The organism is Pseudomonas laurylsulfativorans (genome assembly GCF_002906155.1).
Taxonomy (GTDB): Bacteria; Pseudomonadota; Gammaproteobacteria; order Pseudomonadales; family Pseudomonadaceae; genus Aquipseudomonas; species Aquipseudomonas laurylsulfativorans.
The window spans coordinates 405,393-420,804 of sequence record NZ_MUJK01000005.1; the positions used below are offsets into that span (position 1 = coordinate 405,393).

The 15,412-nt window shown below is 53.3% G+C and carries 12 protein-coding genes; 7 read left to right on the plus strand and 5 right to left on the minus strand.

Going from position 1 to position 15,412, the window contains the following annotated elements; translation table 11 throughout:
• Window positions 1-220: 220 nt before the first annotated feature.
• The 5 genes from mnmE to rpmH all read right to left on the minus strand — a co-directional run bounded on the left by mnmE (window position 221) and on the right by rpmH (window position 4,143).
• Window positions 221-1,591, minus strand: coding sequence for a tRNA uridine-5-carboxymethylaminomethyl(34) synthesis GTPase MnmE (gene mnmE / locus B0D71_RS18655; protein WP_103396066.1), 1,371 nt, complete (start codon window positions 1,589-1,591; stop codon window positions 221-223).
• 79 nt (window positions 1,592-1,670) lie between these two features.
• The gene (yidC, locus tag B0D71_RS18660) at window positions 1,671-3,350 is read right to left on the minus strand and encodes a membrane protein insertase YidC (protein ID WP_103396067.1); all 1,680 of its coding nucleotides are present in this window, start codon (window positions 3,348-3,350) and stop codon (window positions 1,671-1,673) included.
• Between the two features lie 2 nt (window positions 3,351-3,352).
• Window positions 3,353-3,598 (minus strand): membrane protein insertion efficiency factor YidD, encoded by a 246-nt coding sequence (yidD, locus tag B0D71_RS18665; RefSeq protein ID WP_010207715.1) that lies wholly within the window; start codon window positions 3,596-3,598, stop codon window positions 3,353-3,355.
• Window positions 3,591-3,992 (minus strand): ribonuclease P protein component, encoded by a 402-nt coding sequence (gene rnpA, locus B0D71_RS18670; protein ID WP_015097448.1) that lies wholly within the window; start codon window positions 3,990-3,992, stop codon window positions 3,591-3,593. The genes yidD and rnpA overlap by 8 nt, the downstream gene beginning before the upstream one ends.
• Before the next feature lie 16 nt (window positions 3,993-4,008).
• Window positions 4,009-4,143 carry a 50S ribosomal protein L34 gene (rpmH, locus tag B0D71_RS18675; RefSeq protein WP_003213577.1) on the minus strand — a complete coding sequence of 45 codons (135 nt, stop codon included), beginning with the start codon at window positions 4,141-4,143 and terminating at the stop codon, window positions 4,009-4,011.
• Between the two features lie 566 nt (window positions 4,144-4,709).
• Between rpmH and dnaA the strand changes: the two genes are divergently transcribed.
• From dnaA to B0D71_RS18710, 7 genes are all read left to right on the plus strand, one after another.
• On the plus strand, window positions 4,710-6,233 hold the full coding sequence (gene dnaA / locus B0D71_RS18680; protein WP_103396069.1) for a chromosomal replication initiator protein DnaA: 1,524 nt from the start codon (window positions 4,710-4,712) through the stop codon (window positions 6,231-6,233).
• A 39-nt stretch (window positions 6,234-6,272) separates the two neighbouring features.
• Window positions 6,273-7,376 carry a DNA polymerase III subunit beta gene (gene dnaN, locus B0D71_RS18685; protein ID WP_007969885.1) on the plus strand — a complete coding sequence of 368 codons (1,104 nt, stop codon included), beginning with the start codon at window positions 6,273-6,275 and terminating at the stop codon, window positions 7,374-7,376.
• A gap of 20 nt (window positions 7,377-7,396) precedes the next feature.
• Window positions 7,397-8,500, plus strand: a complete 1,104-nt coding sequence (gene recF / locus B0D71_RS18690; protein WP_103396070.1) for a DNA replication/repair protein RecF — start codon at window positions 7,397-7,399, stop codon at window positions 8,498-8,500.
• 5 nt (window positions 8,501-8,505) lie between these two features.
• The gene (gene gyrB, locus B0D71_RS18695; RefSeq protein ID WP_095943029.1) at window positions 8,506-10,923 is read left to right on the plus strand and encodes a DNA topoisomerase (ATP-hydrolyzing) subunit B; all 2,418 of its coding nucleotides are present in this window, start codon (window positions 8,506-8,508) and stop codon (window positions 10,921-10,923) included.
• A gap of 899 nt (window positions 10,924-11,822) precedes the next feature.
• Window positions 11,823-12,461: a transposase gene (locus B0D71_RS18700; protein ID WP_103396071.1), complete on the plus strand. Its 639-nt coding sequence runs from the start codon at window positions 11,823-11,825 to the stop codon at window positions 12,459-12,461.
• Window positions 12,442-14,406 (plus strand): DDE-type integrase/transposase/recombinase, encoded by a 1,965-nt coding sequence (locus B0D71_RS18705; RefSeq protein WP_103396072.1) that lies wholly within the window; start codon window positions 12,442-12,444, stop codon window positions 14,404-14,406. The genes B0D71_RS18700 and B0D71_RS18705 overlap by 20 nt, the downstream gene beginning before the upstream one ends.
• The gene (locus tag B0D71_RS18710; protein ID WP_103396073.1) at window positions 14,393-15,334 is read left to right on the plus strand and encodes a TniB family NTP-binding protein; all 942 of its coding nucleotides are present in this window, start codon (window positions 14,393-14,395) and stop codon (window positions 15,332-15,334) included. The genes B0D71_RS18705 and B0D71_RS18710 overlap by 14 nt, the downstream gene beginning before the upstream one ends.
• The last annotated feature ends 78 nt before the right edge of the window (window positions 15,335-15,412 follow it).

The following is a 15,412-nucleotide window of genomic DNA, read 5'->3' on the forward strand; positions in this document are numbered from 1 at the left end:
TTATCCACAGTAGCGGTTATGTTCAGTTTTCAGGCCCTGTTATCAACTGAGCTTAGCGGCGGTTATTCACAGGGCTTAATCCACAGAAAAGTGCCGTTCGGTCGAAATTCAGGCACGAGTATTCCGCTCAAGCAGACAAAATCCGCTCAGCACTGGTGTGTTTATTCAGGAAGGAAGGGACAGACAGGCGCGAATGGCCTGTCTGTGAACTGCGAGAAAGCTACTTGCCGATACAGAAGCTGGAGAAGATTCGCCCCAGCAGGTCATCAGAGCTGAACGCTCCGGTGATTTCTCCCAGCGAATGCTGAGCCTGGCGCAGATCCTCGGCCAACAGTTCGCCAGCACCGGCCAAGGTCAATTGGGCACGACCATGCTCGAGGGCGGCACTGGCATGACGCAGCGCCTCAAGGTGTCGCCGGCGAGCGCTGAAGCTGCTTTCGGACGTTTGTTCATAGCCCATGCAGGCCTTGAGGTGATCACGCAACAGCTCCAAACCGACACCACCAGACTTGGCGCTCAGGCTGATGGTGACATGGCCGTCCTCGCTGACCTCCAGGGCAATGGCTTCGCCCGTGAGGTCAGCCTTGTTGCGGATCAGGGTGACTTTCGCCGGATCGGGACGGATTTCGAGAAATTCCGGCCACAGTGCAAACGGATCGAGGGCTTCCGGCGACGTGGCATCGACCACCAGCAATACCCGATCCGCTTCGCCGATGGCTTTCAAGGCACGCTCGACACCGATTTTCTCCACATGGTCATCGGTATCGCGCAGACCGGCGGTATCCACCACATGCAATGGCATGCCATCGATGTGGATATGTTCACGAAGTACGTCACGGGTGGTTCCGGCAATTTCGGTCACGATCGCCGCTTCACGCCCTGCCAGTGCATTGAGAAGGCTGGATTTACCTGCATTCGGACGACCGGCAATCACTACCGTCATGCCGTCGCGCAGCAAGGCGCCCTGCCCGGCTTCACGGATGACGGTGGATAACTCGTCGCGCACTTTGTCGAGCATGCTCAGGACGTGGCCATCGGCGAGGAAGTCGATTTCCTCTTCCGGGAAATCGATGGCCGCTTCGACATAGATCCGCAGGCCGATCAGTTGCTCGGTGAGGTTATGCACGCGTGACGAGAAAGCCCCCTGCAGGGAGCGCAACGCGTTTCGCGCAGCCTGGGCAGAACTGGCTTCAATCAGGTCGGCAATTGCCTCGGCCTGGGCGAGGTCCAGTTTGTCATTGAGGAAGGCGCGCTCACTGAATTCCCCCGGTCGAGCGAGTCGGCAACCCAATTCCAGGCAACGCTTGAGCAACATATCCAGAACGATCGGGCCACCATGACCTTGCAGCTCCAACACATCTTCGCCGGTGAACGAGTTTGGCCCTGGAAAATACAGCGCGAGGCCCTGGTCCAGTACCTCGTCGTTTTCACCGAAAAACGGACCGTAGTGGGCAAATCGCGGCTTGAGCTCGCGACCACTGAAGGCCTTGGCCGCAACGCTGGCCAACGGCCCGGAAATACGCACGATGCCTACACCGCCGCGACCTTGAGCGGTGGCGACAGCGGCGATGGTTTCACGAGGAGCGCTCATAAACCGGTATCCAGACAAAAGTGACAGATAGCAAAACGCCCCACTAGGGGGCGTTTTGAGTGGTTATCCACAGTGTAAATCAGGCAGCTGCTTTGGTAGCCGCTTCGATCTTACGAGTGATGTACCACTGTTGGGCGATCGACAGGCAGTTGTTCACTACCCAGTACAGTACCAGACCAGCCGGGAACCACAGGAAGAAGAACGTGAAGATGATTGGCATCAGCTTCATCACCTTGGCCTGCATCGGATCCGGAGGAGTCGGGTTCAGCTGCTGCTGGATGAACATGGTTGCGCCCATGATGATCGGCAGAATGAAGAACGGATCCTTGATCGACAGGTCAGTGATCCACAGCATGAACGGGGCTTGGCGCATCTCGACGCTTTCCAGCAGAACCCAGTACAGAGAGAGGAAAACCGGCATCTGCACGAGGATTGGCAAGCAACCACCCAGCGGATTGATCTTCTCCTTCTTGTACAGCTCCATCATGGCTTGCGACATTTTCTGCCGGTCGTCGCCATGTTGCTCTTTCAGCGCGGCCAGTTTCGGTGCCACTGCACGCATGCGTGCCATGGATTTGTAGCTGGCAGCCGACAGCGGGAAGAAGATCCCTTTGATCAGCATGGTCAGGAAGATAATCGACCAGCCCCAGTTACCCACAATGGCGTGGATGTGTTGCAGCAACCAGAAAATCGGTTGGGCGATGAACCACAGAATGCCGTAGTCGACCGTCAGTTCCAGACCTGGGGACAACTCTTTCAGCACGGCCTGGCTTTTCGGACCGGCGTACAGAACAGCGCTGGTCTCGGCCTTGGTGCCAGGTGCAACACTCATCGATGGGCCGGTGTAGCCGATGATGTAGTTGCCTTTGCTGTCTTTACGGGTCTGGACGATGTTGTTTTCGCCCTTCGGTGCAACCCACGCCGTTACGAAGTAGTGCTGCAACCAGGCAACCCAACCACCAGTAACGGTTTCTTTCAGCGCCGCTTTGTCCATGTCTTTCATGGACACTTTCTTGTACGGCTCCGAACTTGTCCACAGGGCAGCGCCCAGGTAAGTCGCGGTGCCGGTAGCCGTGGTCGACGAAGGATCGGCGCTGGCGTCACGCTTCAACTGGGCGAACATCGCACCGGTCCAGGGCTGGGCGCTCTGGTTGTCGATCAAGTAGGAAACGGTTACGTCATACAGGCCGCGTTTCAGTGTGAAACGCTTGATGTAGTTGACGCCGTCCTTGCTGAACTTCAGGTCTACGACCAATTGGTCCTGACCGTCAGCCAGTTGATAAACCTTCTTCTCCGAGGAATAAACCGGACGACCGGCCGGGCTTGCGTCCGGACCGTTGGTGCCGATCAGACCGCTTTGCGCCAGATAAGTACGTTCGCCGCCGTTATCGAACAACTGGAACGGAATTTCCGGGTGATCCTGACGACGCGGATACAACGGCAGGGTCAGCTGGGCAACATCGCCACCTTGTGGGTCGATAGCCAGGTCCAGTACATCCGTTTTGATCTGGATGAGGTCCTTGCTCACAGCTACCGGCGTTTCGGCAGGTGCGCTGGTGTCGCTTGCAGCACGTGGAATGTCGTCACTGGCGGAAGCGTTGGAGCCAGATGCCGTATCCGGCAGGCCCGATGCAGTCGTATTGGTGGCAACATTCTGAGTCGGCAGGGCAGCCTGGCCATAGTCCTGGTTCCATTTAAGAACCATAACGTAGGACACGATTGCCAGGGCGACGATCAGGATCGTGCGTTTGATATCCATGATTACTCGGCCATCGAAGAAGAACGGGAGGTAGGGATAGGTGGAACCGGGTCATAACCACCGGGATTCCACGGATGACAGCGACCTAAACGACGAAAGGTCAGCCAGCCACCGCGAAGAAGGCCATGATTTTCGATGGCTTCTAACGCGTAGCAGGAACAACTGGGGTAGAAACGACAGTGACTGGCCATCAGGGGACTAATGGCATAGCGATAAAACTGGATCGGAACGAGTGCCAGTTTACGCATCGGGACTGTCTACCCCTACAGTTTCGGTTTTGACTGCTGGTACCGGCGAACTGCGAGCCAGGCGTTTCCAGAGTTTGCCGAAATGCTGAATCAATTCGGGGTTTTCTACGTCGCCCAAACCTTTGCGCGCGACGATAACAATGTCCCAACCGACCAGAGAATCCTGGTTCAGGCGAAACGATTCGCGCATCAGACGTTTGAGGCGATTGCGCTCGACGGAGAGCTTTACGCTCTTTTTCCCGATAACCAACCCGAGACGGGGGTGATCAAGATCGTTGTTGCGCGCAAGGAGCAGGAGATTTTTCCCCGGAACCTTGCCGGTAGGGGAGTCAAAGACTGCCTTGAAATGCCGGGGGGTAAGCAGACGCTTTTCCCGACTGAAGTCCTGACTCACCTCCAGTGCCGACTTATCAAACTGCCAGACGCGCACGACCTTTGGCGCGACGACGCGACAGAACGGCACGACCGTTCTTGGTAGCCATGCGAGCACGGAAACCGTGGGTACGAGCGCGTTTGATAGTGCTTGGTTGGAAAGTACGTTTCATTGTCGTGTTACCTGGTTCGTCCACAACGGGCCGGAATGGCCCCCGTTTTAAGAGACCGGGGATTCTAGAGAAAGCAAGCCCTCAGGTCAATTTCCAACCAGCGTTTCCTTATAAATAGATCTCCAGACGTTTTGCGCTGAACTAACCGTGGGTAAATATAAAAATAAGAAAGGAAAGTATTTAAAGCTTTTCTATAAAGCTTATAAAAGCTAGGCACGCAACCTTCTGTGGATAAGTCGATTCAGCCCTTGTTTCACAAGCTGTACAGAGAATGACAACTACAGTGGAAAACAGTGTTCAGCCTGTGCTGCGCTGTCGGATAACCTGTGTGTGGAACGGCGGTTTATCCACAGGCCGGTTATCCACCGAGTTTCGCCCCCACTTGTGCAATGACCTTAACCCAGGTTATCCACAGAGCTTATGCACAGACCACTGGTCGTCTTTTTTGCGTATGAAACGGTGATTCTTCTTGGTTGATGAACCACCTACGTGTGGATAAGTCGGCGTCTGGTCGTTACAATGGCCGCTTGTTTTTGCCTCACCGGCTTTCAACTTAGGGGATATCCGTGTCAGTGGAACTTTGGCAGCAGTGCGTGGAGCTTCTGCGCGATGAGCTGCCTGCCCAACAATTCAACACTTGGATCCGTCCACTACAGGTCGAAGCCGAAGGCGACGAGTTGCGTGTCTATGCACCCAATCGTTTTGTTCTGGACTGGGTCAACGAAAAGTACCTGGGCCGTGTTCTTGAATTGCTCGATGAGCACGGCAATGGCATGGCACCTGCGCTTTCCTTATTAATAGGCAGCAAACGCAGCTCGGCACCGCGTGCCGCGCCCAATGCTCCCCTGGCTGCCGCGGCTTCCCAGGCACAGGCAGCTCAAGCGCCCGTCAGTCCACCGTCGCCGGCACCTGCCGCGGCTTCGACCAAGCGTGCCACGCAAAAAGTGGCTGAAGTCACCGAGGAAGAACCTTCCCGCGACAGCTTCGACCCCATGGCCGGTGCCAGTTCGCAACAGGCCCCTGTGCGCGCCGAGCAACGTACCGTGCAGGTCGAAGGTGCGCTCAAGCACACCAGTTACCTGAACCGCACCTTTACCTTCGAGAACTTCGTTGAGGGTAAATCCAACCAGTTGGCGCGCGCCGCCGCCTGGCAGGTGGCAGACAACCCCAAGCACGGTTACAACCCGCTCTTCCTTTATGGGGGCGTCGGCCTGGGTAAAACCCACTTGATGCACGCTGTGGGTAACCATCTATTAAAGAAGAATCCGAATGCCAAGGTGGTCTACCTGCATTCCGAGCGTTTCGTGGCGGACATGGTCAAGGCCCTGCAACTGAACGCGATCAACGAGTTCAAACGCTTCTACCGTTCGGTGGATGCGTTGCTGATCGATGACATTCAGTTCTTCGCCCGCAAGGAGCGTTCCCAGGAAGAGTTTTTCCACACCTTCAATGCCCTGCTCGAAGGTGGCCAGCAGGTCATTCTCACCAGTGACCGCTACCCGAAAGAAATCGAAGGCCTTGAAGAGCGCCTCAAATCCCGCTTTGGCTGGGGCCTGACCGTAGCGGTCGAGCCGCCGGAGCTGGAAACCCGCGTGGCGATCCTGATGAAGAAGGCCGATCAGGCCAAAGTCGAGCTGCCTCACGACGCCGCGTTCTTCATTGCCCAACGCATTCGCTCCAATGTCCGTGAGCTGGAAGGCGCGCTCAAACGTGTGATCGCCCATTCGCACTTCATGGGGCGCGACATCACCATTGAGCTGATTCGCGAATCCCTTAAGGACTTGCTGGCGTTGCAGGATAAACTGGTCTCTGTGGATAACATTCAGCGCACTGTCGCCGAGTACTACAAGATCAAGATCTCCGACTTGCTGTCCAAACGCCGTTCGCGTTCGGTCGCTCGTCCGCGTCAGGTCGCCATGGCGTTGTCCAAGGAACTCACCAACCACAGCCTGCCAGAAATTGGCGATGTGTTTGGCGGTCGCGACCATACAACGGTCTTGCACGCGTGCCGCAAGATCAACGAACTTAAGGAATCCGACGCGGACATCCGCGAGGACTACAAGAACCTGCTGCGTACGCTGACCACTTGATGAACACCAGCGCAGCTTATTAAGGCAAGGGACTAGACCATGCATTTCACCATTCAACGCGAAGCCCTGTTGAAACCCCTGCAACTGGTCGCAGGCGTCGTCGAACGCCGACAGACCTTGCCGGTGCTTTCCAACGTGCTGCTGGTTGTCGAAGGCCAGCAATTGTCGCTGACCGGTACCGACCTGGAAGTCGAGCTGGTTGGTCGTGTTCAACTCGAAGAGCCAGCGGATCCGGGTTCCATTACCGTGCCGGCGCGCAAGCTGATGGACATCTGCAAAAGCCTGCCGAACGATGCGCTGATCGATATCAAGGTCGACGAGCAGAAGCTTGTGGTCAAGGCTGGTCGTAGCCGCTTCACCCTGTCGACGCTGCCGGCCAACGACTTCCCTACCGTGGAAGAAGGCCCGGGTTCGCTGACCTGCAGCCTGGAGCAAAGCAAGCTGCGCCGCCTGATCGAACGCACCAGCTTCGCCATGGCCCAGCAGGACGTGCGTTACTACCTCAACGGCATGCTGCTGGAAGTCTCCGCTGGCGTGATCCGCGCCGTGGCCACCGACGGTCACCGTCTGGCCATGTGCTCGATGCAGGCCGATATCGGTCAGCCGGATCGTCACCAGGTCATCGTGCCGCGCAAAGGTATCCTAGAACTGGCACGCCTGCTCACCGAGCCGGACGGCAATGTCAGCATCGTGCTGGGGCAGCACCACATCCGCGCCACCACCGGTGAGTTCACCTTCACCTCGAAGCTGGTCGACGGCAAATTCCCGGACTACGAGCGCGTTCTGCCGAAGGGCGGCGACAAGTTGGTACTGGGTGATCGCCAGGCGCTGCGCGAAGCGTTCAGCCGTACCGCGATTCTGTCCAACGAGAAGTACCGTGGTATCCGTCTGCAACTGGCCAGCGGTCAGTTGAAGATCCAGGCGAACAACCCGGAGCAAGAAGAAGCGGAAGAAGAAGTGGGCGTTGAATACAACGGCGGCTCTCTGGAAATCGGCTTCAACGTGAGCTACCTGCTCGACGTACTGGGTGTGATGACCACCGAGCAGGTTCGTCTGATCCTGTCCGACTCCAACAGCAGTGCGCTGGTGCAAGAGTCCGACAATGACGACTCGGCCTACGTTGTCATGCCGATGCGTCTGTAATCATGCTCAGCAGAAGCTAGATGTCCTTAAGTCGCGTCTCGGTCACCGCGGTGCGCAATCTGCACCCGGTGACCTTCTCCCCCTCCCCCCGCATCAATATTCTTTACGGCGCCAACGGCAGCGGCAAAACCAGTGTTCTGGAAGCCATCCATCTGCTGGGGCTTGCCCGTTCGTTTCGCAGCACCCGTCTGTTGCCGGTCATTCAATACGAACAGCTTGCCTGTACGGTATTTGGCCAGGTTGAACTGGCAGAGGGTGGACATAACGCCTTGGGCATTTCACGGGATCGCCAAGGCGAATTCCAGATCCGTATCGATGGGCAGAATGCGCGCAGCGCCGCGCAACTGGCCGAGATCTTGCCACTGCAACTGATCAACCCCGACAGCTTCCGGCTGCTAGAGGGTGCGCCCAAGATTCGCCGACAGTTTCTCGACTGGGGCGTGTTCCACGTGGAACCACGCTTCATGTCAACCTGGCAGCGCTTGCAGAAGGCCCTGCGTCAGAGAAACTCTTGGCTGCGGCATGGTACACTTGACGCCGTTTCGCAAGCGGTTTGGGACAGGGAACTGTGCCAGGCCAGCGCTGAAATTGATGAATACCGCCGCGCTTATATCAAAGCTTTGAAACCAGTCTTTGAACAGACCTTGAGCGAACTGGTTGAGCTTGAAGGCTTGACGCTCAGCTATTACCGCGGCTGGGACAAGGATCGTGAACTGAGTGCTGTGCTCGCCGGGTCTCTGCATCGGGACCAGCAAATGGGACATACCCAGGCCGGACCACAACGTGCTGATTTGCGCCTTAGACTGGGCGCACACAACGCCGCGGACATATTGTCCCGTGGCCAGCAGAAGTTAGTGGTTTGCGCATTGCGGATTGCCCAGGGTCACCTGGTCAGCCAGGCTCGACGCGGTCAGTGTATTTATCTGGTGGATGACTTGCCGTCCGAGCTGGACGAGCAACACCGCCGCGCGCTTTGCCGCTTGTTGGAAGACTTACGCTGCCAGGTTTTTATCACCTGTGTAGATCACGAATTATTGAGGGAAGGCTGGCAGACGGAAACGCCAGTCGCTCTGTTCCACGTGGAACAGGGCCGTATCACCCAGACCCACGACCATCGGGAGTGAAGGCATTGAGCGAAGAAAATACGTACGACTCAACGAGCATTAAAGTGCTGAAAGGCCTGGATGCCGTACGCAAACGTCCCGGTATGTACATTGGTGACACCGACGATGGCAGCGGTCTGCACCACATGGTGTTCGAAGTGGTCGATAACTCGATCGACGAAGCTCTCGCCGGCCACTGCGACGACATCAGCATCATCATTCACCCGGATGAGTCCATTACCGTTCGTGACAACGGTCGTGGCATCCCGGTAGACGTGCACAAAGAAGAAGGCGTTTCGGCAGCCGAGGTCATCATGACCGTGCTGCACGCTGGCGGTAAGTTCGACGATAACTCCTACAAAGTATCCGGCGGTCTGCACGGTGTAGGTGTGTCGGTGGTGAACGCACTGTCCAAAGAGCTTGTTCTAACGGTGCGCCGCAGCGGCAAGATTTGGGAACAGACTTACGTCCACGGTGTTCCGCAAGAACCGATGAAAATCGTCGGTGAGAGCGAGACAACCGGTACTCAGATTCACTTCAAGCCATCGGCTGAAACCTTCAAGAATATCCACTTCAGCTGGGACATCCTGGCAAAACGGATTCGTGAACTGTCGTTCCTCAACTCCGGTGTCGGCATCGTCCTCAAGGATGAGCGCAGCGGTAAGGAAGAACTGTTCAAGTACGAAGGCGGCCTGCGTGCGTTCGTTGAATACCTGAACACCAACAAGACCGCGGTCAATCAGGTGTTCCACTTCAATATCCAGCGCGAAGACGGCATCGGCGTGGAAATCGCCCTGCAGTGGAACGACAGCTTCAACGAGAACCTGTTGTGCTTCACCAACAACATTCCACAGCGCGATGGCGGTACTCACCTGGTGGGTTTCCGTTCCGCACTGACGCGTAACCTGAATACCTACATCGAAGCCGAAGGCCTGGCGAAGAAACATAAAGTCGCGACCACCGGTGACGATGCTCGTGAAGGCCTGACCGCGATCATTTCGGTGAAAGTACCGGATCCGAAGTTCAGCTCCCAGACCAAAGACAAGCTGGTGTCTTCCGAAGTGAAGACCGCGGTCGAACAGGAAATGGGCAAGTACTTCTCCGACTTCCTGCTGGAAAATCCGAACGAAGCCAAGCTGGTCGTCGGCAAGATGATCGATGCGGCGCGTGCTCGTGAAGCGGCGCGTAAAGCCCGTGAAATGACCCGTCGTAAAGGTGCGCTGGATATCGCCGGCCTGCCGGGCAAACTGGCCGACTGCCAGGAAAAAGACCCTGCCCTTTCCGAACTGTACCTCGTGGAAGGTGACTCTGCTGGTGGCTCCGCCAAGCAGGGACGTAACCGTCGGACCCAGGCCATCCTGCCGCTGAAGGGCAAGATCCTGAACGTCGAGAAGGCGCGCTTTGACAAGATGATCTCTTCGCAAGAAGTGGGCACCTTGATCACCGCGCTGGGCTGCGGTATCGGCCGTGACGAGTACAACATCGACAAGTTGCGTTACCACAACATCATCATCATGACCGATGCTGACGTCGACGGTTCGCACATCCGTACCCTGTTGCTGACCTTCTTCTTCCGTCAGTTGCCGGAACTGATCGAGCGCGGCTACATCTACATCGCTCAGCCACCGCTGTACAAAGTCAAGAAAGGCAAGCAAGAGCAATACATCAAAGACGACGACGCCATGGAAGAGTACATGACGCAGTCGGCCCTGGAAGATGCGAGCCTGCACTTGAACGAAGAAGCTCCTGGCATTTCCGGTGAAGCGCTTGAGCGTCTGGTGACTGATTTCCGTCTGGTGATGAAGACTCTCAAGCGTCTGTCGCGCCTGTACCCACAGGAACTGACCGAGCACTTCATCTACCTTCCAGCAGTGAGCATGGAGCAACTGTCCGATCACGCAGCAATGCAAGATTGGCTGGCTCAGTACGAAGTTCGCCTGCGCACCGTCGAGAAGTCCGGCCTGGTTTACAAAGCCAGCCTGCGTGAAGACCGTGAGCGTAACGTCTGGCTGCCAGAGGTCGAACTGATCTCCCACGGCCTGTCGAACTACGTCACCTTCAACCGCGACTTCTTCGGCAGCAACGATTACAAGACTGTCGTTTCGCTAGGCGCTCAACTGAGTACACTGCTCGACGACGGCGCATACATCCAGCGTGGCGAGCGCAAGAAGCCGGTGACGGAGTTCAAGGAAGCCCTTGAATGGCTGATGGCGGAAAGCACCAAGCGTCACACCATCCAGCGATACAAAGGTCTGGGCGAAATGAACCCGGATCAGCTGTGGGAAACCACCATGGACCCAAGTCAGCGCCGGATGCTCAAAGTGACCATCGAAGATGCCATTGGCGCAGACCAGATCTTCAACACCCTGATGGGTGATGCGGTCGAACCTCGCCGTGACTTCATCGAAAGCAACGCCCTCGCAGTGTCCAACCTGGACTTCTGATCCCGGTTGTAGGATCACAGAATAGTTGCTTATTTTCACAAATAGATGGTGCGCTATCTGTTTATCAGGTAGCCATTACAAAGAAAGCCCGCTAAGAAAGCGGGTTTTTTTTGCCCCGGTAAAGGGTGAGCTATCGATTTGGCAAGTCTTGGACTCAAAAAGAAGTAACAAAACCGCAGGTCAAACAAATATCTCCGAGAATTAGTAATCCAAGGGCGTTGAAAGTCTGAGCGTATTAATTGACTAAGAAGCGAAGAATTTCAATTACGGATATATGTGAATCGAAAAAATTGATTTGAAGAAATGCACGGTTTTGTTGAAAAACAGCACCTAAAGGAAGTTAGCTATTTTGAGTAATACTATACATTGCTAACTTAGGAAGAATGCAAAAGTTGCCTGCCGAACGCCAAAAAAGTGCAGGTTTTTCGGTGGCAAATCGTAGATTTTACGCGTACCGTGGAATACTATTTGAAGACGCAACTGTCTCAAAAAATCGCAATCTTATAAGGTAAATCAAGACGTTATTTGAAGGTGCTCGAGTGAACCGTAACTCGGCAACAGTTGAAGTCCGCAGGTTTAGAGCGTAACCCTATAAAAAAAATCAGCTTAAATTAAAAAGCTATCAAGCCCAAAGAGGATAAAAATATGAACAATTGGAGGTGTGAAATGTAAAACGCGACCAAAACCAAGGGGTTTTGACCGCGCAGATCTGAAGCGATATTGCAGGCTTGAGAACCGCAATTTCGGCTTTTTTTCAGCGCCTGTCAATCCCCTCCCATCATTTCGACTTTATCGAGGCCGCTCGACGGGGAAGTGTTGCCTGTCGATTGTGGATCTCGAGCACCGGTCTGTACCTGGTTTCTAGGCGCAGCGATGGTGCACGTCTGTGGAGGTGTTCGATGGCAGTACGTAAAGTAGTTACCCGCAGTTCATGTCATTTCAGGGGGTATTTCCCATCCCTGAAAAACGGTCATCCTGTGGCCTGGGAGTCCCAGTTAGAGGGCGGTTTTTTCCGTCTGCTAGAGCTGTCTCCGTTCGTTCTCCGCTATGAAGTACAACCTTCTAGGGAACGACTTCCTTTGGGCGATACATTCCTAGATTACGTTCCCGATCTGCGTGTGTTTCTAGCAAATGGGAGCGAGTGGTGGATCGAAGTCAAGCCATCGAGAAAGCTTCCAATCCTTAGCGTTAAGCAAAAGCTGAGCGCAGCCTCAATACATTTCCCTGCCACCAATCGAAATTTTTTAGTTGTTACGGACGAGCTTATTTGGCGAGAGCCATTAGCGACAAATCTGCAGAAAATTCTATATCACCGACGTGGACCATTGCTTTCGTCGGAGCAGCACGCGGAAGTTTGCTCAAAACTCAATAAATACAAACCTCACGTTTTTCACGACGTTATTTCATTATTTGGGCGAATGGAAGCTTGGCGTTTGTTGGGGCTGTGCGTTATCGGGATAAATCTAGAAGAAACCCTGGTCGAAGAGTCACAGGTCTTTCTTTCAGGAGGACATCGTCATGCAAACATTTTCGCTTAAGTTGAGATTAGTTGTGGTTATCAACCACACGAGAATGACATTACAACGGCGCCTTGTGGACAGACGCTTACTTTTCGTTGATGAACTCGGAGAGCCAACGAAGTTAAAGGAAAGCGAATTCTATATCGGTTATGAGCGCCGTGAGATAGAAATCTGCGATGACCAACCTTATCTCGGAGAAATTCCAGTTATCAGAAACGTAGCACCGGATCTGACTTGTTTTCCACCAAGGCATAGTAAAGAAGCTATACGTCGGCGTAAATATTTAGAAAGCCTTACAGAGGGACAAGATATGTTACCGAGTTTAAGCGTTTTACGAGAAAAAATACTAGAAATAGCAAAAGGCTTGGAAGATATTCGAGTCCCGTCAATATCTACAATTAGAAGATGGTTCTCAAAATTCTCAGGTCGAAACGTTGTAAAGCTAGTTCCAAAACACTCGAAAAAAGGAAGGGTCTCCGTTATATCTGGTGAGCTAGAAGAAATATTGACGCGCGTGATTGATGAGATTTATCTCAAACCTGAACGCCCAGATATCTCGAAGGTAGTTCTCGAGTATCAAAAACGTGTAGATGAGAAAAACGCAACTCGCCTTCCCTCTCGCCACCTGAAAATACCTTGTGGTATGACCATTCGTAGGTACATTGCAAAACTTGATCCGTATGAGGTTGATGTTCATCGATTGGGTAAACACGCCGCGAAAAAAAAACACAGAACGGCAATCGGAGTGCTCACAGTAACTGACATTCTTGATCGATGGGAGATTGATCATACGCTTATGGATGTATTGTTAGTGGACGAAGAAACAGGACTAATTATTGGTCGTCCCTACATCTCTATCGTGCTGGATAAGTTTTCGCGAATGATCATGGGTTACCTGATTCATCTCGCAGCTCCAAATACTGAGACCGTTCTTCGCGTCATCGAACGCTCCATTCGTCCTAAAGCGGAATTGCTAAAACGCTTCCCGGAGGTAGAGGGTGAGTGGCGAGCACATGGACTACCCACGCGAGTCGTTCCTGATAATGCAGCTGAATTCCATGCCGATGATTTGATTGCTGGGTTTAACGAACTAGGGATTGAGATTATGTATCCCCGATCTAGAGGTCCAGAGATGAAAGGTTCGGTCGAAAGATTTTTCCGTACACTGAATACTGGATTGATTCATGGTTTACCTGGAACGACGTTTTCGAATATTCAAGAAAAGGGAGACTACGATTCGGAGAAGCATGCTTGCTTCACATTTGAGCAGATTGAACGAAGCATCGTGAAATGGATTGTCGACGGATATCATCAAACCCCTCACCGTTCTCTTGACGCAAGGACCCCTGCCCAAGTTTGGGCTTCGGCAGAGGCAGATCGGCTCATCAAACTACCCGTTGATCTAGATGAACTTGAATGCATTCTCGCGCGCCGGAGGTCGGTGTGTGTCCATCACTATGGCATTGAAGTAGACGGTCACGGTTACCATTCACTTGAACTTGCGCAATTGAGTATGCGTATGGCACCTGAAGAAAAAATCAGTGTCCGATTTCGTGACGAACTAAGCCATGTTTGGGTGCACGATCGTTTTAGAAATGTCTTTTTACAAGTGCCAGTCAAAGATAAACGCATGCTTGGAGTGAGCCGTGATCTATGGAAATCGGCAAAAAATGCATTGCGAGCGAAAGGTGACGATAAACCAAGTTTTGAAAAGATACATCAGTGCTATCGCGATTTGGAAAAAGACGTGGACTACGCTCGCCATTCTCAAAAGCTACGGCAACGCCGGGCAGTAACTCGTGCCAAGTTAGATAAAGATGGTTGGAAACTCCCAAACGTTAAGTTGCCACTCTCTTCAGTCAGCATGGAATGGTTGGATATGCCCATTGCGACTGATGTAAGCACAACATTCAGAGTTGTTCATCGTCAACCTGCTGGGAGACTGAATAATGAGCCGTCGTGAGGAAGATCAAATCCAGTTTTCGTTGAGGCATCACTTCATCGTTAGTCCGCAAGCGGAGCGGGCCCTGACCAGGCTTATGGAGGTACATGGAGACACACTTCGCACAGGTGCCAGCAAGGGACTTGTTATCCAGGGGCCGAGCGGTGTGGGGAAAAGCACATTGATCACAGAATATGTCAGGGAACTGGAATCTACCAACCCGCCTAAACCTGGCCACCGCGCTGTGCTCAGCGTCGAAATTCCCTCCTCTCCAACCAAGAAGAATTTGGCAACGGCTTTGCTGACCGCAATGAACGATCCTTACGCAGATTCCCGTAGCCATTCTGCGGAAACGAAATTTTCAAGGATTGTTCTGCTTTTGAGTAGTCTCGGCGTTGAGGTCGTCGTTTTGGACGAGGCTCAGCATCTCGTGGATTACAAGCGTAATGATGCATACGAGGCGGCGGATTGGATCAAGAGTTTGATGAATGAAACAAGCATTACGTTTGTCCTCGTTGGCCTAAAGCGAACTGAACGCTTACTTTTGGCGAACGAACAACTACGGCGAAGATTCTCCGCTACAGTCGATTACAACCGGTTCATGATTACTGAAACTTCTTGGGCCCATTTTGCAACGCTGCTCCGGGTAATTCAAGAATTGTTGCCGGTGAAGTCCATTAGTTTTTCAACTAATGAAATGATTAAACGTTTCTATCTAGGTTCATTTGGATTGATAGACTATCTAATTAAGGTCGTAGATCGTTCTGTATGGCTGGTCCAGCATCGCCATGCCGAGGGTATTAACTTGGAAATACTTTCGGAAGCTTTTAAGGATGAGGTTTGGAGCTCTGCGACGAACGAGCGCAATCCATTTGATCCAGCATTTGATTTCAAGGCTTTAACAGGCCAGCGTGAGCCTTTCGAGAACTTTGACACCATTGCAGCTTGATTAAATTCAGCGCCAGGAATTTAGCTCCCGGCGCTGAAGCTTGAAAATTTATCGTCAATACAAAATGAGGAAAATATT